Genomic DNA, 21,817 nt, shown 5'->3' with positions numbered 1-21,817 from the left:
TCTTACGCCCCCTCTCTTCTATATTCTAGTAAGCCAAAATATGCAGTTCTCTTACCTAAACCGAACTGATAGAGTATCTTTAGATCCTCTGGATGACCTTGTAGTTTAAAATCTCCCCTATAAGCAGTGTAAAATAATGATTCTTCATTGTGAGTTTGGCGAAATAATTGATTACTTTCCTTAATGACAGTCTTCTTCATTTTGATTGGTGTAAAACGGATAGGCTTGTACAATTCACGCCCCGCCATCTGCTTCAGCTGTAAATTCGCATAATAATTTAATTCATTTTCGTATTCTGGATGGGCAGGCGATAATGGCTTACCCATTCTGTTTTCAATTAAAATCGGGGAAATTGTTGTGAAGTAAACTTCTCCACTAACTATATCTGCTTCTTTTAATAGTTGGATCTTGGTTTGTTTTAATTCTACTCCTTCTATTTCATATGAATGCAGTTCCCGAAATCCATTAAATGCATGGATTGCAAATTCCATAGTTGAGCTTATTGTGATAGTGATTTCTTTAAGATGGATTTTTTTATCTTCGATTTTGAATTCTTTGAGGTAGGTTCCGAAACATAGGGGCTTAATTTCTTTTCGTTGTTCTTCAAAAATCTTCAGATAATAGTCAGGGGCACCGCGTTTGACTGCTTCTTTGATTAGAGAATAAATCTTCATACGATAATGCGTAGGCATTTCAGACACTTGGTACGTAATTGAGAACCTCAATAAAACCACTCCATTTCTTATTTTTATTGTATTTTACTGTAAATTATCATTTTTATCCATTTATGTCAATATTGATTGCATTTATTTTCTAAAATCTTCTATTATATTCAAATATATTCCTTATTTTAAAGAGATTATAGCATGCCAACAGAATGAACACATGTTTATACATAAAAAAATAGGCCAATATTGACCTATCCTTCGCCGAATCCCACGCCGTTCAAATATAGTATTAAAGTAATACAATAAAAATAAGAAATTTTATATCCCACTATGTTCAAATGTTACCAGTATTTGATTATACTATTGAACCTTACTGAAGCACCTGTCATTTACAAAAACATGTCATCAAAGTTTTTCGATTGTCCATACACTTTTTTCGTAATATTTTTGGGGTTATCAATTGTGTAGAGGTATACTGAATCTTCTTTTTTCTTAATAATCTTCTCAACTTCTGACAAACATTCTGTTAACTTACCTTTCGTTATTACTCCTTCAAATACGGAGTTTTGTGTCCAGGTTAAATACTCTCTTAGCTTTTTACATACTTTATGTACCCTTTTTTCTCCGACATCGTATGTAATTATAACATACATATTATCGCCCCCCGTAGGTCTTAAGAACAAATTCCACGACACTATGTATATTTCCTTCTTTATAATCTAACTAGAAAACACAAATTGCCAAAGTAATATAGCAGTTTGTTCTCTTTTACACCAAATTCTCCCCATCGTAGGAAGTGATGATTTTATACAAATCTGGGCGGCGGTCACGGTAGATACCCCACTCAGCGCGTTGGCGTTCCAGTTGATCAAGGTCAAGCTCTGCATAGATTACCGTTTCATCGGTACGATTGGCTTCAACTATCTTCTGTCCTTGCGCTCCTGCGATGAAAGACGAACCATAGAATGTAATCTCAGACCCTGCTTGTTGTTCAATACCTACGCGGTTCGATGCTACGACTGGTACTAAGTTCGCTGCTGCATGCCCTAACATGCAAGTCTGCCAATGATCCTTAGAGTCTACTGTGGAATCTTCTGGCTCAGAACCGATGGCAGTTGGGTAGAAAAGAATCTCCGCCCCTTGTAACGCCATGCATCGTGCTGCTTCTGGATACCATTGATCCCAACAAACGCCTATACCAATCTTCGCGTATTTGGTCTTCCAAACTTTAAAGCCTGTATCTCCCGGGTTAAAGTAAAACTTCTCCTCATAGCCAGGCCCATCAGGAATATGACTTTTACGGTATCTGCCTAAGATTTCACCGTTCGCATCAATCACCGCTAAGGAGTTATACCTTGCATTGTTCTTCTTCTCATAAAAGCTGATAGGAAGTACGATTTCTAGCTCCTTTGCTACTTTCTTGAAGTGCTGGATTGCATTATTCTCCTCTAGTTCCGTAGCATACGAATAGTATTCTGGGTTTTCCTTCTGGCAGAAGTATGGTGTTTCGAACAACTCCTGTAAAAGAATAATCTTCGCCCCATTGGCAGCTGCTTCTTGAACAAGCTTGTCCGCTTTTTCAATGTTCTCCTCTATATTGTTAGAGCAACTCATTTGTGTTGCTGCAACTTTCACTTTTTTCGTCATTTCGAACCCCTCCGTTTCCAGTTTATATGTTAGGGAATATAGCTTCTACAAAAATATTACACTATTCTAATATCCTGATAAATCTTACTATTTAGTACTTCCCTGCTGGCATTTGTTGTGTTGTGCAATGAACATTGCCACCTTCTTTGATGATTGCCATTCCATCTACCTTTCGAATTTTATGCTTCGGAAAAGCTGCTTGTAACGTTTCTCCCGCCAATCGATCTGTCTCTTCCGCATCTCCGCCAAACACAGGTAATATAATGCCACCATTGACGAAATAGAAATTCAAATAGCTTAACGTCAGACGCTCGCCATCGAAATCGCGTTTTGGGGGTTGTTTAATTTTAATGATTTCAAGCTTTCTTGCCTTCGCGTCGATGGTATTTTCTAATACCGCTAAGGCTTCTTGTGTAATCTTATAGTTCGGATCTTTAGGATCATCGCATACTTGTAAAATCACCTTTCCAGGTGCTGCAAAACAAGCGATATTATCGATATGACCATCCGTCTCATCACCATCTAATCCGTTCTTCAGCCATATAATCTTTTTAATATTCAAATATTCTTTTAGTAACCCTTCAATATGTTCTTTTTTCAATGTGTTTCGATTTTCATTTAACAAGCATTCTTCTGTGGTGAGTAGTGTCCCTTCACCATCGGAATGGATTGAACCACCTTCTAGAATGAAGGCAGCGTCAAAGCGTCGGATATCATAATGGTCGAGAATTTTGCCTGCAAGAGCATCGTCTAAGTCCCACGGTGCATACTTGCCACCCCATGCATTAAATCTCCAATTGATACCTGCGATTTGTCGATCGTCTTCTCTAACGATGAACGTTGGTCCATTATCTCTTAGCCATGCGTCATTATGAGCAATTGCAAGTAAATCTACTGGGTATGTACTATGGGCAATTACATCTTCTAATTGTTCTTGGACACTCTCAATATCCTCCGGGTTTATAATCACCGTTATTGGCTCAAACTCTGCGATTGCTTTCACGAGTTCCACATAATATAACTTACATACGTTTTCATAGTCATCTGGAAAACACATGGAACTTTGTATTGGCCAAGACAAAAATGTCTTTTCATGGGTTTCCCATTCGCCTGGCATTCTATAACCTAATTCTCTTGGATACATTCCTACACCTCATATCTTCATTCTATTGTTCTCTGTTCCAAATATCGATTCACTTTTCCAATATTGTATAGTTCTATTGTTTGCCAATATTTCTATCCTTATAGATTTTCTTATAATTTATTGATTTTGCCAAGTAAAAAGTTGCAAATGCATGAAAAAAGTTATCCAAGCACTCTGATCATCGTACTATCAGAATGCCGAATAACTTTTCTCTATTCATATGGAGGGGGCCAAATGTCTATTATTTTACTACAGGGATTGTGTACTGTTCTACTGGAAGTGTTCCGCCGTGGCAAGTTTTGCACGATACTTGCTCAATTACTGGACCTCCAGTATGTTTTGTTGCATCACTTAAATGTTGCAGTGATTTTGTTCCTGGCTTGAATGTCTGTTTCTTAATCGCTGGTACAGAAGACCAGTCTGTGTTCTTAACATCTGTAACTTTCATAGCTTGAATATCTGCTCCACTTCCTTGCTTTCCCCACTTTACTGGAAGTGAAATTTGGTGAGATTGTTGCCCGCCGTTACTATCATGAACGGCAAAGCCCATGTTATATGTTGTGCCTGTAGCTAACCCAGCTAAGCTAACGTCGTTTTTAGATCCAGTATCTAATTTGCGGTACATTGTAACTGTTGCAATCTTGGTTGCAGCGTCGAAGGAACGCACAGTTTGGATATCATGTTGGTCTGAAGGATAATCGAATATTACTGGACGAGGTACCATTGCACCATCCACGATTTGAGCCGCAATCTTATCTTTTTCTGAAGCTGGAAGGTCTTTCACGAATAGAGCATTCTTATTCGCACCTGATGCGATTAAGCTTTGTTGTAGCTTGCCGCTTTGAGCTGCTTCAATCGAGCCTGTTGTGAAAATCTTCTTATAATCTGCTCCTAGTATTAAGTTCTTACCATCGTTGAAGAAGTAGAAACCACTATTCTTCGCTGGGTCAAATACATACTCAGGAAGCTTGAAGTCTTTGCCATTGTATTTCCACTCTACGCCATAGGCCTGGTCTTCACGGAAACGGTCTCCCGCTTCGCGAAGTGTTTTCGTAGTAGAACCTGCTACTGCATCACGTTGACGGCCTTCTACGTCAGAGTAAAGCTTGCCAGCTTTAATCCAAGTGTCTTCCGCATAACCCATTGCACCTGCACGACCACCACGCCAATGCCACATGTCTAGCATCGTACCTTGCCCAGGTTTTGAGTTGTCGATATAGTGAGAAGTTGATTTGCCAGAGTTTTTCGGCATTTTGTCCATATCTTCGTGACATACAGCGTAGCAACCGATTTTATCAAAGCCTACGATCGGATCTGCAGGGTTCTCAAGAATAAAAGAAACTCGGTCTTCATCCACAGTCCCTGGTTTATCCCAAGTCATTTTACTAGAATCATAAGCACGAACATCATGGAAAATACCAAAGTAATCTTTATTTGTTTTCCATTGGAATTGAATTGCTACGTTCTTGTCGTCATATGTAGAACGAACAGAAACTTCAATTGGGTTGTCAATATGTGCAGGTAATGCTTTTACAGTTGAAACGCTAGCTGTCTTCGTCTTATCGTCCCAGCTTACGTTTGCATTCAATGCTTCACTGACGGCACGTAAAGGAATTAATGTTCGGTCCTTCATGATAATAGCAGGAACGTCACTTTGGACTGCTTTCCCGTTTACTAATACATTTGCAATTCTGAAACCTTCAAAAAATCCATTATTGGATGCTACTACTGCACCACCTACCAGCAAAGAACAAGCCACTACTGTAGATGCGATTGCTTTCTTCTTCATCATCTTAAATATTTCCTCCCATTCTTTCTACAAGCTGTAATCATTATCAATTACTTTCCGAGAAAAATGCAGCTTGTTACTATTGACGTAACAAGTTGCAGATTCGATTTCTTGATACTGAATATCATTGCTATAAATATACCCGATAATGATTCTTTATGTCAATATTTTTGTCACAAAAAAGACAAACTTTTTTAGAAACGAAAAGTTTGCCTTTGTTTATACATTTCGAGCTTTAGTGACTTTGGGGAGGGTTAAAACTTGGGGGCTGCTGATTCGGAATTGAATTGCCTACAAAGTTCCCCGGTGTAGATAAGTTGAAGTACAGACGATTGTCTTGATCAATTCCCCAGTCGCGATTAGAACCTATATCTTCAATTTCCTTAAAACACTCTCTGAATAATACACTATGTGCTTCTTCACGATTTAATAAGAAATCGATGGTTTCACGTACATATTTGTCATCAATCTGTCTATGTAAGTACTCGTATACAACCTTGGCACGTTGTTCAGCTGCAATATTTGACAGTAAATCAGCCACTAAATCCCCTGTTACATTCACATAAGCGGCTGTCCATAATTCACCGGATGCATTTGTCAACATAGGATTTAAACCTGATAGAACGTGCGCTTCAATATTCCCTACGGCAGCATTCACTGCGTTTGGCTCATGACCATTGAGAAGATTGATGGTTTGGGCTACCATTTCCATATGACTAAGTTCCTCTGCTGCAATGTCTAAGAAAATGTCTTTAATCTTCGGGTTCTTGATGCGGAAGCTTTGCGATAAATACTGCATGGCAGCCTTCAATTCCCCTTGCGGTCCGCCTAATTGCTCTTGCAACATTGCTGCATAGGTAGGATTTGGACGCTCTACTCGTACTTCTCTAAGTAATTGTTTATCGTGCTTAAACATGTGGATTCTCCTTTGTAGTCATGGTATAAAGCAATTGTACTTAGTTTAGTATTTGTTGTTCGACTCTGTTTATCCGCTCATAAAAAAATAAGAATAACCTGACGCAATCATAAAAAAAGAAGAATGGCGCCCGACATCCATTCTTCAATGACAAAACATAGCTTACACAAAGTCATTATGACACAGGTGAACGCCTTAGTTTTGATGCTTTTTGTTAGTGATTAACCCTAACTTCTCTAATACTTCTGTTAGCTTTGCCGTGTCGATCGGCTTTGACGCATAGGCCTCGCAGCCATATTCAAAAGCCTTTTGCACAAACTTTGCTTCCGAAAGAGCTGTAGTCATTATAATCTTCGCCCTATTTTCTACAGGAACGTTCTTCTGTGCTTCTAAATCGCGAATCGCTTTTAAAGCTTTCACACCATCGACCTTAGGCATCATAATGTCTAGGCAAATTAAGTCATAAGAGGACTCTTCTTTCATAGCCATCATATACGCATCAATAGCCTCCAGTCCATCTACAACCATGTCGCATTCGCCGTACTGAGAAAGGAATTTGTTCAAAAACTTGCGACTGACCATGTCATCTTCGGCAATTAATATTCTCAATTAAAATCCCCTCCTATAAATCTCTTTTTGCTTTTCTCAATTTCTAACCCCAAACGTGTCGCATATTCAACAATATCCTGTAAATTCCCTCGCCTTGCTGCTAACTGAATCTTAAATGATAGGCGTTTGAATTCGTCCGCTTCAATTTGTTCCGATAGCTTTTTAATCTCATCCGCCTGATGTTCAATTTCTATTAACTTTCCATCCGTGATTCCTTGATACACTAGCGACATGTGTTCTGCAATCTTATGGATAACATCTTCGTAGTCTTCATGTCGAGAAAATTCACTCTCATTGACAAACATCAATTCACCATTTTCATCAATTTTCACTCTTTCAGTAAACCCCTTAATCGTTTGCTGGTTTTTTGATTGAATATTCGCTAGTATTTTCGTTAGGTCACCCGCCATTACAGGCTTTGAAATATAATAATCCATACCCTCATGAATAAACTTGTCAAGATCACCATCTAGGGCAAATGCTGTAACTGCAATAATTGGAATATCCTTTTTCGGTCCTTGCATCGCTCGTATCTGTTTCGTTGCTTCTACTCCATCCATTATCGGCATTTGGACATCCATTAATATCGCGTCATAGGTGTTTTCTTCATGCATTTGTATGGCCTCATATCCGTTACTGGCAATGTCTGGCTCATAGCCAATTTGTATCAGTATTTTTTTCAATACCATTTGGTTTACCTGATAGTCTTCGGCAATTAAGACCTTACGTATCTTCCGTGGCTGGATAACATCGATGTCTAGGGGTCTACTTTCGACTGGTTTTTTTCCAACTCTACATTCAATGGTAAAGAAAAATGTGCTACCTTCGCCTTGTGTGCTTTCAACCCACATCGTACCACCCATCATTTCTGCCAACTGTTTCGAAATGACTAAACCTAGTCCCGTACCACCAAATTTCTTTGTAAACGTACTATCTACCTGACTGAAGCTTTTAAATAGTTTATTCTGATCTTCCACAGAAATACCAATCCCTGTATCTGTGATTGAGAATTGTAACACATGTCGATCTTCGGCTTTCTTGACCTGATTGATTGCTACTGTAATACACCCAGAATTCGTAAACTTTATCGCATTATTGATAAGATTATTCAAAATCTGTTTCAGGCGATAGGGATCCCCTTGGAGATACTCAGGAACTTCTTCTGCAACATCAGAGCGGATGGCCATTTGCTTAGACGCGGCATGGAACGAATGGGCTTTCAAAATCTCTTCTAATTCTCCCCTGACATTGAAATCTATAGCTTCCATCGAGAGTTTTCCAGCTTCCATTTTCGAGAAGTCGAGAATGTCATTGATGATTTTCATTAGGCTTTTCGCGCAAGCTTTCGCTGTGTCAAGGTTTTCTCTCTGGTCCTCGTTTAAGTTAGTAGCTAATGTTAAATCTACCATACCCACGATACCGTTTAATGGTGTTCTAATTTCATGACTCATATTCGCCAGAAATTCACTCTTCGATTTGTTCGCTGTTTCTGCTTGCTCTTTTGCTTCGAGCAGTTGTGCTTCTACGCGCTTTCTCTCCGTCATATCCCGAGCTACCGATAAGACGAAACGCTTATTGTCCATCTCAAAATAATGTGACCGAACTTCTACAGGGACTGCTTTGCCTGACTTCGTTATGTGCATTGCTTCATAAATGATAGAACCTTGAATCATAATCTTTGCTAAGAGGGTCCGTTTCACTGTATGGTATTCCGATGTATACAACTTGAGCGGAGATTTCCCCAATATTTCTTCACGTTCGTATTCCAAACGCTTACAAGCCGTATCATTAATCTCAACAATGTTGCTTAGCTCATCTCCATCATCTGTTAACTCATGTAGATATATCGCATCATCTGCTTTATGGAATAGGTTTTTGAACTTCTGTTCACTCTGCTGTACGGCTTTTTCTATTTTCTTGCGATCAGTGATATCATACACAGCGCCTATATACCCAGAAAATTGTCCATCTGTGTTGAAGTGCGGTTTACCTACTGTTACAACCCAGTGATATTCACCCTCACGGTTCTTCATTCGATGCTCCATCTCAAAAGGCTGATGTGCCTCCGTGCTATTAATTAATATATTCGTACATTGTTCTCGGTCTTTAGGATGAATGGTCGACAATAAAGTCTCAGATGTAGCGGTTTCTATCGTTAATCCTGTAAATTCAAACCAGGGTTTATTTAAGTAATCTATGTTCAAGTTAGGAGCTGCCGTCCATACCATCGCCGGAAAGTTATCCATAATCCTCAAGAAGAAATCTTTCGCCTGCATTAGATGGAGTTCCCGCTGCTTCTGGTCAGAAATATCGGTAAAGGTTATTAGCACATGAATGCCACCTTGAATCATCAGTGGAACAGCATTGATCTTGAACCAGATTGTTTTGCCCGTGCCATCCTCTAACGGAAAATCATCTACTGACGTAAGAGTATCCTTCGGGCTTGATTGCAGTATCTTATTGATATTTTGTCGCAGAGTACAGAAACTGCATCTAAAGCCACTGCCGCACCCTTTGTCAAAGCTATTCAGACACCGCACTTCATCTCCAAACACCTTCCCGACTATAGTTTCTGGGTTGTAATTCATCATGGTTATGAAGTTATTGTTGACCTGTTGGATGGCCAATTTATGATCTAGAATCATCATGCCTACTGGTGCTGCATCGATGATTCTTTGTAGATTATTCCTCTCTATATGTAGCTGATCTTCCATGCCTTTCAATCTTGTGATATCTCGAAATACGATAACTGCGCCGCTGACTTCCCTTTTGACATCAAGCGCAGGTGTACAACTAGCTGATACGAATTTATATAAACCATCGGAACTTAGCAAGATTGTATTGTTCTTGAGCCCTACTTTATCTTTCGTTCGCAGCGCTTCCTCTGTCGGCGAAGAGTATTGCTCACCAGTTATGGAGTCAAACAGCTTAAATACCTCTGATATCGGCTTTCCAATAGCTTCCGGCGCCTCCAAACCCAAAATCTCCTGTGCTGCCTGATTCATGTATTCAATGTTCGAATCAATATCTATAGAGATTACCCCGTCACCGATAGACGATAGAATCATTGCAATTCGATCATTTCCTATCGTTACTTCATGGCTTAGAGATGAAAATTCAGTATTTAAATGTCTTCCTTTGCACAATTTCTCTCACCTACTTAGACATTAATCGGCTCGTTGTCACTACTACCTTCCCCTGTAAACACTTCTAGCCAAAACTCTTAGCTCTTATTCCCTACCTTGTCATTGCAAGTAGCATTTGTGGTATTGTTTGCAGTGGCATTTGTCGTTCGACAGCACCGATTTCATAAGAAACCTTTGGCATTCCATAGACTATACTGGATTGCTCATCTTGCCCAATTGTACGTGCCCCTTTCCGCTTCATGGCAAGGAGCCCTTTCGCACCATCGTACCCCATCCCCGTAAGAATAATACCAATTGCCTGATTCCCGACTTCTTTCGCCACAGAATCAAACAGAACATCCACGGAAGGGCAATGGCCACTAACCTTTTCCCCGTGGAAAACCTCAACCTTATATTTATCGGCGACCTTCTTCACGCGCATATGCTGATCTCCCGGTGCAATTAGAACAAGTCCTGGCTCCACATAATCGCCAGTCTCGGCCTCCTTCACTCGTAACCTCGTCTGATTGTTCAAACGCTCAGCGAACATTGTGGAGAATACTGGTGGGATATGCTGGACTATGACAATTCCAGGAACTGAAGGTGGTAAGTGTTTCAAAATACTAAATAGGGCCTCTGTTCCTCCTGTGGATGCACCAATAGCAATCACTTTGTTCGGGTCAAATCTCGATGTTTGCACGGAATCGACTGTCGTTTTCTTATGTTCTGACGTTTGTAATTGCGGCTCGTAGTTGGCTGGCTTATTTACTGTTTGCCCAACCTTAGCATTGGCTACTACTTTTATCTTGGCGATTAATTCAACAATAAATCCTTCTACACCCTTCGGCGATTGCACGTCTGGCTTCGTTACGAAGTCGACTGCCCCAGCATTCATGGCATCAAATACCGCATTACTGATGGCGCTAACTACTATGACTGGTAATGGATATTGCGGCAACAATCTCCTAATAAATTCTATCCCATTCATTTTCGGCATTTCAACATCACAAGTCATTACATCTGGTTGTAATGCAAGAATTTTATCCCTAGCATCAAATGGATCGATAGCTTTGCCAACGACTTCAATGTCCGGGTCTGACGCGATTCCTCTCGCTAATACTTCTCTAAAAATCAGGGAGTCGTCCACGATTAGCACGCGGATTTTCTTATGAATCCCCATCGGCACACCTCTATTCTTTCCTATAGATCGCTGGCATGATATATTTAAATTTCGTAAATTCCTTGGTTAATGATTCCGAGTGTCCGATAAATAAATACCCGCCATACTCCATGTGGTGATAGAGTCGGTTGACTAATTCTATCTTCGTCTTATAGTCAAAGTATATCATGACATTACGGCAAAATATGGTATAAAATTTCTTTTTAAACGGTAAAGTCGTATCCATTAAATTAAATTTTCTATATATGACCTCATTCCTAATTTTATCAATTAGGACAGAATTTTCATTGTCATGTTTCTTAAAGTAATTTGTCTTCCAATGCTTTGGTAGTGGTGCAATCTTCTCGTTGCTGTAAATCCCCTTCTTCGCAATATCTAGCACTTGTGAGGATATATCTGTTGCGAGTAACTTCGTATCCCAGAAAACCTTGTCTTTCCCAAAAAACTCGTCGATGACCATCGCCAATGTGTATGGTTCTTCTCCCGTAGAACTTGCCGCACACCAAATGCGCAAGTCTTTATCTTGCACTGTGTTGGCTAAAAACGGTAATACACGGTCACGGAAAAAATAAAAATGATCCGCTTCCCTCATGAAAAACGTGTGATTCGTTGTGATCTTGTCGACCAATGTAACAACTGCTTGACCAGTTTGATCGTTTAAAATATGGTGATAATAATCTGTAAAATTATTAAAACCCTCTTGTTGTAGAACTTTCTGCAGCCTTCCTGTCAATAACATTAGCTTTTCTTCTTTTAAGTGAATTCCATAATTTACTTTTATATATTCGGTTAATTGCTTAAATTCTTTATCAGTAATGGCAACCATAGACTCTCACCTACCTATTATGTAGGGAGAGCCAAAGCTCTCCCCGCATAGATTAGTGTTGTAATAGCGTTGTTGTAATATCAAAACTATTTTTTAGTACTTACCAAATTCCTTATCGCTAAGAGCGATTTTCTTCGCGCTTGTTGCTGCAGGCTCGGTGTAAAGATCAATACTACGTAATGGTTGTTGCTTCCCACTCAAGTTATCTAACATGCGTAGTACTTCTGGGTTGATCTCATCCATTGAACGGTACGAATTCCCTCTTTGCTGCTTCTTCAAGCTAAACCTAGCAACTTGCTCCTTTAATAACTCAGCTTGGCTTGCAAGCTCTTCACTCGCTGCTGCGCTTTCTTCCGATGTAGCAGAGTTCGTCTGAACAACTTCAGATACTTGCATTATGCCTTGGTTGATTTGGGCAATTCCTGCTGCTTGTTCATTCGATGCTACGGCAATTTCTCCCACTAGATTTGCTACCTTGGAAATACGATCAACAATTTCATTTAAAGCTTCCGCCGTATGATTCGCAATCTTCGTGCCGCCTTCTACTTTCTTAATGGAGCCTTCAATCATATCCGTTGTTTCTTTCGCTGCATTGGCTGATCTTGCTGCTAGGTTTCTTACTTCTTCAGCAACCACTGCAAATCCTTTTCCATGCTGGCCAGCTCTTGCCGCTTCAACCGCAGCGTTTAATGCTAGGATATTCGTCTGGAATGCAATTTCATCAATAACCTTAATAATCTTATAAATGTTACTTGAAGATTCGTTAATATCATCCATTGCCTTTAGCATTTCCCTCATTTGGGTATTTCCTTGTACGGCATTACTCTTTGCAACTTCCGCTAAAGAATTCGCTTCATTGGCATTTTCAGCGTTTTGTTTCGTTTGGGCAGATATTTCTTCTAACGATGATGTTAATTGCTCCACAGAGCTTGCTTGTTCTGTAGCCCCTTGAGAGAGTGCCATACTAGATTCAGATACTTGCTTAGAACCCGAAGCTACTTGTTCAGAAGCGGAGTTAATATTCGTCATTACATCGTTGATGTTCTCTGTCATCTTTCTAAATGCTTCGGAAAGGACGCCAATTTCATCCTTTGAGCTTACTTCAATTGTTACATCTAGATTTCCATCAGCAATTTTATTCGCTGCCCCTACTATTTCTGTTAATGGCTTACTGATTAGGTTTGATACATAGAACCCAAGGGCTAAAGAGATGATGATACCTGCAATAATGATTGCAATTAACACCATTGATTGCCTTTGATAATTTTGTGAATTTAAGTTCAATTTTTCTCTCGCAGAACTTTGGTTATACTGAATTAGCTCATCAATCGCCGCTTGGACCTCGTCACGCGCCTTGGATTGCTGTGGAAGTTCAGCAATTACTCTATCAAATTGTCCATTCTGTAGTAAATTGATATGAGCATTTCGAATCTGTCGGTATTCTAACAAGTCCGCACGCAAATCGTCGTATAAATCTCTTTCTTTCTCTGTTATGATCGTCTTTTCATACTCGTCTAATATTTCATTATTGCGTGCAACAATATTATTAATTTCATCCACACGGTACTGGAATTTAGTCATATCTCTTTCATAAAGCATTAACAGCATATCGGCTCTAATTGTCTGTGTACCAGCATTCATTTCCGCTAATCTTTGTGCCGGCAAGAAGTTATTATAGTACATCTCATCGCCACGGTCATTGATATTCCCCATGTCGTAAATCCCAATAAAACCAACGATTCCTGTTAATATTGCCAATACGATAAAGCACGATATAAGTTTCGTACGAATGTTTAGATTTTTAAACCAGGTCATTTTTCATTCCTCCGTTATCGAATATTTGATAGATTTTCTGCATCGTTCTCATTTAATAGTTTTTCACAATCAAGAATTAGTTTCACTTCACTGCCAACCTTGCCTATACCTTTAATGTATTTATTACTACCTTTACTCACATCTGGTGGGGCAACGATTTCTGTGCTAGGAATGTTGATAACTTCTGATACGCCATCTACGATTAGTCCGATGGAAATGTCATGGATATCGATAACAACAATGCAGGTGCGATCGTTATATTCAAGGAATGGTTTCTTGAAACGTAGTCTCACGTCCATTACAGGGATAATCTTCCCTCGTAAATTGATAATCCCGCGAATGTATTCCGGTAACTCTGGTACATCCGTAATTGCTTGAATTCCGATAATTTCCGTAACGTGCTTTATCTCTAATCCGTAGGATTCCTTGCCTAAGATAAAGGTCAAAAATTTATCTTTCTGGGTATCCTCTTCCTCTTCCAACATGTCATGCTCTAAGACTTCCTTCATTTTCTCTCCCCCTTTTTCAATCAACCATTTTGTTGCAAGTTTCTTGCGTTCGTTAATTCGCCAATATCTAATATTAAGCTAATGCTTCCATCTCCGAGTACTGTGCAACCAGCGAGCCCGCGAATCTTCTTTGTATTCTTGATGTAGTTCGGTAGGGCTTTTACTACTACTTGCTGCTGTCCTAGTAACTGATCTGCAAAGATACACAGTGTTCGGTTGTCTTGCTCTACCATCACTAAAATTCCCTCAGTGAAGCTAGTAATTTCCGTCCTCACCTGATAGTGTTCATGCAATCGAAGGACTGGGTAACATTCGCCGCGCACCATTATCATTTCATTTTCATCAGGGTCTTTAATGATATCCTCTTCGCGAGATCTAAAGGATTCTTTGATAGTTGTCGTTGGTATCGTATAAGAAGAACTACCAACACGGATATTCATGCCATCGATAATTGCTAGAGTTAATGGAATCTTGAGCGTGATAACGGATCCTTTTCCGGGAGTGCTATCGACGGAAACCGAACCACCGACGGCCTCTAGATTCTTCACGACAACATCCATCCCAACCCCTCTCCCAGAGAACTCGTCGATTTTCTCTTTAGTAGAAAAACCGGCAAGGAAGATTAAGTTGTAGATTTCTTTATCTGTCATTTCATGTTCAGGTTTTGATAAAATTCCATTTTCTCTTGCTTTTTTAAGAATCTTCTCTTTACTCAACCCTTTTCCATCATCTTTCACGAGTACAACTACATCGCTGCCAGCGTTTTTAGCCTCAAGGGTAATGGTACCGGCTTGGGATTTCCCATTTTTCACACGGTCGTTCTTGCTCTCAATCCCGTGGTCGATAGAGTTACGTACAAGATGCATGAGAGGGTCTGATATTTGTTCGATAATATTCTTATCGACTTCCGTTTCTTCACCAATCAGCTTGAGCTTGATTTCTTTATCTAATTTCTTACTCATGTCGCGTACAATGCGGTGCATTTTTTGGAACGTCATAGACAGGGGAACCATTCGTATAGACATGACAGTATCTTGTACTTCGTTGATGATTTTTCCTAATTGACGGGATGCTTTATAGAAGTTGTCTAATTGGAGGCCTTTGAGGTCAGGGTTTTGCGTAACCATAGCTTCTGCAATGACCATTTCACCTACTAAATCCATTAGCTTATCCAGTTTTAAGACATTGACACTTATAATACTTGTATTGCCAGCTGTATTGCCTGCACCATGGTTGAGATTCGTTGCTTCTTGCTTTGTTGTACTAACTTTCACTTTCTGTGTAATCAATGGCGCTTTCAAAATATCATCGGCTTCTATATCTGCCATCGAATTGGTTTCTTCTGATGTGGAAAAATCGAAATCGACTACTTCTTCGAAATGCAATTCCCGTAAGAAGATTGTCTGGTTTAATAGCTCTTTCATTTCTTCGTAAGACTTATCTGTCTTAAACCAGATGGAGAAACCTTGCTCACGAATCATCTGTATCGTGTCGAAATTCTCTATAATATCCTCAGGATGGTAAATTATGTCCTGTGTAATATCCTTAAGGTTGTGAACGATTGAGTACGCCCGTATATTCTCCATCTCACAGCCTTCTGTAAAATGAATAGTGGCATGATATGTTTTACCGCCTAATGAATTCAGTGCTGGAGATACTGGAGCAGCTTGTGGTATATAATAGTTCTGTTTCCTAGTAGAGGCCGGTTTCTCGGGTTCATGTGAAGAAGGATTGAGTTGCTTGAGTACTTCAAGAAAGTCTTTAATATTTCCGATGAGTATCGATGGGTCGCCATCCACTGGATCGCTATTCTTGACCTTTTGCAGTTCTACTTTCATGAAATCTACGCTTTCTAGTACTAAATCCGATAGAGTAGAATAATCAAGATTTTCCGGTTTCTTCTCTCTTAAGTAAAAGACTACATCCTCTACAGAATGGGCAAGATTTGCTATATTATCGAAAAGCATCATGGCCGATGAGCCTTTAATCGAGTGCATGTTACGGAAAATCTCGTTAATCGCTTCGTCGGAATAACAGCTAGCCTTCTCACTCGATAAGATACAATTCTCTAGTTGATCAATGTTCTGTGTCGTTTCCGATAGGTACATATCGAGCATGGAGTCGTTACTGAATTGCTCTGACATTACGTCACCTCCTTTAATTCATTGGCTTTTATTTACCTAAAATCGATTGAAATGTTTGTACCACATGTTCTTCTTGGAATGGTTTCACTATGAAGGACTTAGCGCCGTTAATTATCGCATCTTTCACCATCGTTTGTTGTCCCATAGCAGATACCATGACGACCTTAGCTTGTGGGTCAATTTTTCGAATCTCAATTAACGCTTCAAGTCCCGTCATTTCTGGCATTGTAATATCCATGGTTACAATGTCCGGTTGCAGTTCTTGATATTTCTTCACCCCAACCGCTCCGTTCTCCGCTTCTCCCACTACTTCATAGCCATTTCTCTCTAACATTGTGCGAATCGACATTCTCATAAATGCTGCGTCATCCACTACTAAAACTCTCGCCATTACTACCACTCTCTTCCTCTTTAATTTTTTGCCACAAAGGCTTGTATAATCATTTCTAACGATTCTATCGTGTACTTGTTTAATGAAAAACCGTAATCATTAAGTCTCCATTTCAGGTTAATCGTCTGGCAAGTCCCCCATGTAATGTCAGCTAACATTTCTGTATTGACATTTTCATCGATTTGCTTGGCCGCTTTTGCTGCAATAAAGATTTGCTCAATCATGTTCAAGCGCTGATTGTAGATAGCTTTAATTCGTTTCCCTAGCTCTTCGTCGCATGTCATAATATCGTAGGACTGGTTGATTGCTGTAATTGCTGGATAGTTCTCGTAGTAGATACTGTAAGCGGATATGTAAAACCGTAACGCATCTAAAGGGTTATCCATTCTATCTTTCGTCGATTCTATTAAATCCGCATCATATTGCACGTAGTAATCTAGCACTGCGTTTAGCAAATCATGCTTAGTCTTGAAATGTTTAAACACAGTTGCTTCTGAGACTTTCTGCCTACGAGCAATTTCCTTCGTAGAAACATTTTGGATGCCATATTCGTTAATTACATCAATCGTTGTAAAGAGTAGCGTTTCTCTTCTATGTAGTACTGAGTTGACCATCTGACATCCCCCTATCCTAGTGAATTTCGCAGGGTGAGTAAGTTCTTACTCACCTCTTTATACGGTCATTATATTTTACTAGTATATAGTTTGTCAATCACGATTTCGTCATATTTCGACAAATTTCGCGCACAAAAAAAGACCCTTGTTGGGCCTTTATGCTTAGGTCAAGTGTATGTATCCATTGTTAGAGTTGACGCTCGTCTAGGAACTGTATCCCAACCATTTTCATAAGATACTTGGCGTTCGTTGTTCGACAACGTCCTTTTCTAAGCTTGTAATCAAATTTGATTTCATTATTGATATAGTGTTCTGTGAAATGATAGTTCTCAATCTTAACTTTCTTGTCATGCTCTAAATCACATAATTCAAAGTCATGGGTGGAAATTAAACCAATCACCCAATCTTTCGAAAGATTCACCAGAACATTTTTCGCTCCGATGATTCTATCTTGGGAATTCGTACCTCGGAATATCTCGTCAATTAGGAAAAGCATCGGTTTCTCTTCATTCACGTACTCGATGATTGTCTTAATTCGTAGGAGTTCCGCGTAAAAGGATGAAATACCGCTGTTTAAATCATCAGTAATGCGCATGGAAGTGAAGATATCCATCATGGAGCATTCGAACTTCTTCGCACATACGGGCGCGCCGGCATACGCTAGTACAAGATTAATCCCAATCGTTCGTAGCAGAGTTGTCTTCCCAGACATGTTAGAGCCAGTGACTATGCCTAGATGATTTTGAATGGAGAAATCATTACAAACTCTATTTTCTTCTACAATCAGTGGGTGACCCATTTCCCCCGCTATGATTCTTATATCCTTCGTTGCCTGTCGGTTATTCCCGTTCGTTGCATCGTTTGATTCATAAATTTTTGGATAACTCCAGTTTGGTTGAATTCTCTTAATGACTGCGAGGCTTGAAAGGGCTTCTATGGCGCCAATCGTCTCTAGCCATTTTCTGATTTGATGCCTATTCTCGCGTTTCCAATTTTCTAATGCGAATACACAATGGTAATCCCATAAGAACAGCGTATTAAGAATAAAATACAAAAAAGCACTATGTCTCATGTCGATCCTATCGACTAACTTCGATAATTGGATAATCTGCGATGACGCTGTTTGCTTCCCACTACGCACATTCGACTGTATCTTATTGAGATGTGCAGATTGGAACTTTTCCTTCTCAATTAAATGAATAATGTTACTGTATGCTTCAATGCTGCTTTTGCAGTCATAGATTGTGCTGAGTACTTCAGAGACTCGCGCGAAACCAATTGCCGTTAATGCTACTTGAACCACAAGCATCGCCAGAGCGATATATTCGAAATAAGGAACTCGCAAAACCGTTAGTACAATCGATACGATTGTTGCGACAGGTAATGCATAAAATAAGAACCTCCAATTTTCGTTAGGAAACATAGTTTTCGGATTTTCTATGTAGGACAATAAGGGTTCTGGATTGTCATTTATGTTTTCCCCGAGCATGCCCTCACATTGTAGTTCCTGTGCGAATTCGAATGATTCAGCAAGTTCTTGCACGGCACTATGGCGTTCAGTGATAGCTTGAGCATCTTTCTCTGAATTCAGTAAGTAATTGCGTAATATAGTCCTTCCAACAAAGGTACTCGCTACGTTCATCCATTGGAACAAAGATTTCTGCCCAAAGATATCTAAATCACTAGTGTAGGGATGACTCGGTTGCACAAAATCGTTACCGGCATCTTTAAAAGTAATCCAATTGCCATTAGTTCGATCGATGTATTGATTATTGATTGTAATTTTGCAACGGATTCTGTTTAACTGCTTCTTCGCTAGGTTGTGGCGAATCACTGCCCATAGAAAGGCCATAGTAAATATACCAAGCAATAATAATGCAATTACATTCTCGTTCATCCACGAAAAGTAGCCAACGATAGCCGCTCCCACTAGAAATATTCCTAATCGAATATGACTTACCGTGTCTAATTGCTTCTTATAAATTACCTCTTGGTCTCTGTAAGTGTGAATAGCTTTGCGATAATCATGGATACTAGACATATCTTCCTCCTTTGGCCAGATATATTCAGATTATACTCTTTTGCCAATGATTGCAAGGAAGGCAACCTACAGCTTATTTTACTACTAATACAATTTGGCTGTAATTTATTTCACCTTCTAAAATTACTTGATCTCCCCAACTCCCTCTAAAATTGTTTTGACAACGTTAACAAATCGGAGTAAATTCGTAGTATGGTATATTCAAATAATCAGATATACGAATATATAATTAAAGAAGGGTGTATATGCAGTATAAATTAAATTTCAAAGGTAGATACAAGGATTACTCCATTCATTCACTCCAACGGGATGTTATCTCTGGGATTGTAGTTGGGATTATTGCCATACCTCTAGGGATGGCTTTTGCAATTGCATCGGGGGTTAAACCAGAATACGGGATCTACACAACCATAATTGCCGGAATTTTAATTTCATTGTTTGGAGGATCAAAATATCAAATTGGTGGACCAACCGGCGCCTTCATTCCTATATTATTTGGTATTGTTATGACATACGGATATGAAAACTTATTGATTGCGGGTTTTATGGCCGGGATTATTTTGTTTCTGATGGGTCTATTTAAATTAGGTTCCCTCATTAAGTTTATTCCTAAGCCAGTTACAATTGGTTTTACGTCAGGGATAGCAGTTATTATTTTTGTGGGTCAAATTCCAAATTTCTTAGGACTTACCGGTGTTGAAAAACATGAATATTTCATTAAAAATCTTAATGAAATAATTGCAAGTATCAGTAGCATAAACCTATATAGTTTTTTCACTGCTGTCGTTTGTTTAATAACTGTAATTTATACGCCTAAGTTTTTTCCAAAGATACCAGGGCCACTTATCGGGCTTATTTTATCAACTCTAGTTGCCAGTTTTTTATATCCAAGTCATGTAGCAACCATCGGTTCAACTTTTGGTGATATTCCTAGTAATCTCCCGAATTTTAAAATACCTGATTTTTCATTGGAGCAAATTCAAAAACTTATTGGTCCTGCATTTGTTATTGCAATGCTTGGTTCCATTGAATCACTTTTATCTGCCGTGGTTGCTGATGGCATGACAAGTACCAAACATAACAGTAACAGAGAATTGATTGGTCAAGGGCTCGCTAATATGATAACACCCTTTTTCGGTGGTATTCCTGCAACGGGCGCTATCGCAAGAACTGCTACGAATATTAAAAATGGGGCTATTTCTCCAATATCAGGAGTGATTCATGGGATCGTAGTTCTTATTATTCTTGTACTTTTTGCTCCCTATGCTTCAAGAATCCCTTTGGCGAGTATGGCACCGATATTAATGATTGTTGCATGGAATATGAGTGAACATCATGTATTTTTGCATTTATTGAAAACTAAAACAGAGGATTCGCTTGTTTTAGTCGTTACGTTCTTATTCACAGTATTTTTCAATCTTACTTTGGCAGTTGAAGTAGGCCTAGTCTTAGCAGTCATCATCTTCACGAAAAGAATGAGTGATATAATGGTAACCACTAAGGTTTTACCTAATCCTGAAAACAAACAGGGTAAAGTAGAACCCCAGATTGTGACAGATTCTCATGATTGTCCACAAATAAGTATTTATGATGTGGAGGGGCCATTATTTTTTGGTGCAGCTCAAACTTTTGAACATAGTATCATGAATACCATTAATTACAGACCTAAAGTCCTTTTATTAAGGATGGGAAAAGTTCCTTTTATAGATGCAACCGGAGAATCGAATTTATCAAGTATTGTACGTAACTTTTCAAAACACGGAATTGTTTTAATATCCGAATTAAGTACCCAGCCAAAAAAAGTATTAACCAAAACCGGTCTATCTCAATTGATTGGTGAAGATCGCTTTTTTGATCATACTGGAGATGCCATTAATTATGCATTATTACACTTAGACAAAGATAAATGCCTTGGTTGTAAGCATTTTACTTTTAGGGAATGTGAAGTTTTATCTGATGCTAGTAAAACGACAGAAGAACAAATAAGATCCTATTGAACATAATACGGGAGGGAATTCTATGAACCTGGAGATGCAACAATTTAAAGCAGAATTTTTCAAAGCACTTGCCCATCCACTTAGGATAAAAATTCTTGAGTTATTGGCTGAAGGAGATAAAAGCGTAAATGAACTTCAGAATCTTGCAGGTAGCGAAGGCTCCGCGGTTTCACAACAATTAACGATTCTCAGAGGAAAAAATATTGTTACAGGAACGAAAGAAGGGAACCGTGTGATTTATTCCTTACGTGACCCTATGATTGTTGACCTCCTCTCTGTTGCACGTCAAATTTTTAATAATCATTTAGTTGATACGATTAATTTGTTAGACAAATTCTCTGACCAAATTGATCTCCCAACACAAAATGAGGAGTAAATAAGAAAAAGAACCAGCGGGGCGTA

General features: G+C 39.2%; 18 protein-coding genes. 2 read left to right on the top strand and 16 right to left on the bottom strand.

Going from position 1 to position 21,817, the window contains the following annotated elements; genetic code table 11:
* Nucleotides 1–2: 2 nt before the first annotated feature.
* From cas6 to BHU72_RS10615, 16 genes are all read right to left on the bottom strand, one after another.
* A complete protein-coding gene (gene cas6, locus BHU72_RS10690) occupies nucleotides 3–725 on the bottom strand; it encodes a CRISPR-associated endoribonuclease Cas6 (protein WP_069702614.1) in 723 nt (240 codons plus the stop codon).
* Nucleotides 726–1,057: 332 nt separating this feature from the next.
* Nucleotides 1,058–1,321 carry a CRISPR-associated endonuclease Cas2 gene (cas2, locus tag BHU72_RS10685; protein ID WP_069702613.1) on the bottom strand — a complete coding sequence of 88 codons (264 nt, stop codon included), beginning with the start codon at nucleotides 1,319–1,321 and terminating at the stop codon, nucleotides 1,058–1,060.
* A gap of 115 nt (nucleotides 1,322–1,436) precedes the next feature.
* The gene (gene aguB, locus BHU72_RS10680) at nucleotides 1,437–2,315 is read right to left on the bottom strand and encodes an N-carbamoylputrescine amidase (RefSeq protein ID WP_069702612.1); all 879 of its coding nucleotides are present in this window, start codon (nucleotides 2,313–2,315) and stop codon (nucleotides 1,437–1,439) included.
* A 91-nt stretch (nucleotides 2,316–2,406) separates the two neighbouring features.
* Nucleotides 2,407–3,459, bottom strand: a complete 1,053-nt coding sequence (locus BHU72_RS10675; RefSeq protein ID WP_069702611.1) for an agmatine deiminase family protein — start codon at nucleotides 3,457–3,459, stop codon at nucleotides 2,407–2,409.
* Between the two features lie 241 nt (nucleotides 3,460–3,700).
* Complete coding sequence (locus BHU72_RS15895; protein ID WP_069702610.1) at nucleotides 3,701–5,251, bottom strand: ethylbenzene dehydrogenase-related protein; 1,551 nt, start codon at nucleotides 5,249–5,251, stop codon at nucleotides 3,701–3,703.
* 232 nt (nucleotides 5,252–5,483) lie between these two features.
* Nucleotides 5,484–6,164 carry a manganese catalase family protein gene (locus tag BHU72_RS10665; protein WP_069702609.1) on the bottom strand — a complete coding sequence of 227 codons (681 nt, stop codon included), beginning with the start codon at nucleotides 6,162–6,164 and terminating at the stop codon, nucleotides 5,484–5,486.
* Between the two features lie 195 nt (nucleotides 6,165–6,359).
* Nucleotides 6,360–6,773, bottom strand: coding sequence for a response regulator (locus BHU72_RS10660; protein ID WP_069702608.1), 414 nt, complete (start codon nucleotides 6,771–6,773; stop codon nucleotides 6,360–6,362).
* A complete protein-coding gene (locus tag BHU72_RS10655; protein ID WP_069702607.1) occupies nucleotides 6,770–9,919 on the bottom strand; it encodes a PAS domain-containing hybrid sensor histidine kinase/response regulator in 3,150 nt (1,049 codons plus the stop codon). Before BHU72_RS10655 ends, BHU72_RS10660 begins: the two co-directional genes overlap by 4 nt.
* A gap of 91 nt (nucleotides 9,920–10,010) precedes the next feature.
* Complete coding sequence (locus BHU72_RS10650) at nucleotides 10,011–11,078, bottom strand: protein-glutamate methylesterase/protein-glutamine glutaminase (RefSeq protein ID WP_069702606.1); 1,068 nt, start codon at nucleotides 11,076–11,078, stop codon at nucleotides 10,011–10,013.
* Nucleotides 11,079–11,088: 10 nt separating this feature from the next.
* Nucleotides 11,089–11,904 (bottom strand): CheR family methyltransferase, encoded by an 816-nt coding sequence (locus BHU72_RS10645; protein ID WP_069702605.1) that lies wholly within the window; start codon nucleotides 11,902–11,904, stop codon nucleotides 11,089–11,091.
* Nucleotides 11,905–11,997: 93 nt separating this feature from the next.
* Entirely contained in the window at nucleotides 11,998–13,719 is a 1,722-nt protein-coding gene (locus tag BHU72_RS10640) for a methyl-accepting chemotaxis protein (RefSeq protein WP_069702604.1), read from the bottom strand.
* Between the two features lie 14 nt (nucleotides 13,720–13,733).
* Nucleotides 13,734–14,228 carry a chemotaxis protein CheW gene (locus tag BHU72_RS10635; RefSeq protein WP_069702603.1) on the bottom strand — a complete coding sequence of 165 codons (495 nt, stop codon included), beginning with the start codon at nucleotides 14,226–14,228 and terminating at the stop codon, nucleotides 13,734–13,736.
* A 20-nt stretch (nucleotides 14,229–14,248) separates the two neighbouring features.
* Complete coding sequence (locus BHU72_RS10630; RefSeq protein WP_069702602.1) at nucleotides 14,249–16,372, bottom strand: chemotaxis protein CheA; 2,124 nt, start codon at nucleotides 16,370–16,372, stop codon at nucleotides 14,249–14,251.
* Nucleotides 16,373–16,400: 28 nt separating this feature from the next.
* On the bottom strand, nucleotides 16,401–16,763 hold the full coding sequence (locus BHU72_RS10625; protein WP_069702761.1) for a response regulator: 363 nt from the start codon (nucleotides 16,761–16,763) through the stop codon (nucleotides 16,401–16,403).
* Between the two features lie 20 nt (nucleotides 16,764–16,783).
* Nucleotides 16,784–17,377, bottom strand: a complete 594-nt coding sequence (locus BHU72_RS10620) for a TetR/AcrR family transcriptional regulator (RefSeq protein ID WP_069702601.1) — start codon at nucleotides 17,375–17,377, stop codon at nucleotides 16,784–16,786.
* A gap of 187 nt (nucleotides 17,378–17,564) precedes the next feature.
* The gene (locus tag BHU72_RS10615; RefSeq protein ID WP_069702600.1) at nucleotides 17,565–19,418 is read right to left on the bottom strand and encodes a MutS family DNA mismatch repair protein; all 1,854 of its coding nucleotides are present in this window, start codon (nucleotides 19,416–19,418) and stop codon (nucleotides 17,565–17,567) included.
* 245 nt (nucleotides 19,419–19,663) lie between these two features.
* Here BHU72_RS10615 and BHU72_RS10610 point away from each other — a divergent pair, with 245 nt between their 5' ends.
* Together BHU72_RS10610 and BHU72_RS10605 are read left to right on the top strand one after the other, a co-directional pair.
* Nucleotides 19,664–21,415 (top strand): SulP family inorganic anion transporter, encoded by a 1,752-nt coding sequence (locus tag BHU72_RS10610; protein ID WP_069702599.1) that lies wholly within the window; start codon nucleotides 19,664–19,666, stop codon nucleotides 21,413–21,415.
* A 22-nt stretch (nucleotides 21,416–21,437) separates the two neighbouring features.
* Complete coding sequence (locus tag BHU72_RS10605; protein WP_069702598.1) at nucleotides 21,438–21,791, top strand: ArsR/SmtB family transcription factor; 354 nt, start codon at nucleotides 21,438–21,440, stop codon at nucleotides 21,789–21,791.
* Nucleotides 21,792–21,817: the final 26 nt, after the last annotated feature.

Source organism: Desulfuribacillus stibiiarsenatis (assembly GCF_001742305.1).
Lineage (GTDB): Bacteria > Bacillota > Bacilli > Desulfuribacillales > Desulfuribacillaceae > Desulfuribacillus_A > Desulfuribacillus_A stibiiarsenatis.
Note: the sequence above shows the minus strand (reverse complement) of the source record. Positions and strands in the feature narration are given on the sequence as shown.

Bases quoted from the DNA above. Each gene is read 5' to 3' on its own strand.
- BHU72_RS10665 (WP_069702609.1), bottom strand. From the start codon at position 6,164: ATGTTTAAGCACGATAAACAATTACTTAGAGAAGTACGAGTAGAGCGT.
- aguB (WP_069702612.1), bottom strand. From the start codon at position 2,315: ATGACGAAAAAAGTGAAAGTTGCAGCAACACAAATGAGTTGCTCTAAC.
- BHU72_RS10610 (WP_069702599.1), top strand. From the start codon at position 19,664: ATGCAGTATAAATTAAATTTCAAAGGTAGATACAAGGATTACTCCATT.
- cas2 (WP_069702613.1), bottom strand. From the start codon at position 1,321: ATGTATGTTATAATTACATACGATGTCGGAGAAAAAAGGGTACATAAA.
- BHU72_RS10615 (WP_069702600.1), bottom strand. From the start codon at position 19,418: ATGTCTAGTATCCATGATTATCGCAAAGCTATTCACACTTACAGAGAC.
- BHU72_RS10620 (WP_069702601.1), bottom strand. From the start codon at position 17,377: ATGGTCAACTCAGTACTACATAGAAGAGAAACGCTACTCTTTACAACG.
- BHU72_RS10635 (WP_069702603.1), bottom strand. From the start codon at position 14,228: ATGAAGGAAGTCTTAGAGCATGACATGTTGGAAGAGGAAGAGGATACC.
- BHU72_RS10625 (WP_069702761.1), bottom strand. From the start codon at position 16,763: ATGGCGAGAGTTTTAGTAGTGGATGACGCAGCATTTATGAGAATGTCG.
- BHU72_RS15895 (WP_069702610.1), bottom strand. From the start codon at position 5,251: ATGATGAAGAAGAAAGCAATCGCATCTACAGTAGTGGCTTGTTCTTTG.
- BHU72_RS10630 (WP_069702602.1), bottom strand. From the start codon at position 16,372: ATGTCAGAGCAATTCAGTAACGACTCCATGCTCGATATGTACCTATCG.
- BHU72_RS10650 (WP_069702606.1), bottom strand. From the start codon at position 11,078: ATGGGGATTCATAAGAAAATCCGCGTGCTAATCGTGGACGACTCCCTG.
- BHU72_RS10645 (WP_069702605.1), bottom strand. From the start codon at position 11,904: ATGGTTGCCATTACTGATAAAGAATTTAAGCAATTAACCGAATATATA.
- BHU72_RS10640 (WP_069702604.1), bottom strand. From the start codon at position 13,719: ATGACCTGGTTTAAAAATCTAAACATTCGTACGAAACTTATATCGTGC.
- BHU72_RS10675 (WP_069702611.1), bottom strand. From the start codon at position 3,459: ATGTATCCAAGAGAATTAGGTTATAGAATGCCAGGCGAATGGGAAACC.
- BHU72_RS10605 (WP_069702598.1), top strand. From the start codon at position 21,438: ATGAACCTGGAGATGCAACAATTTAAAGCAGAATTTTTCAAAGCACTT.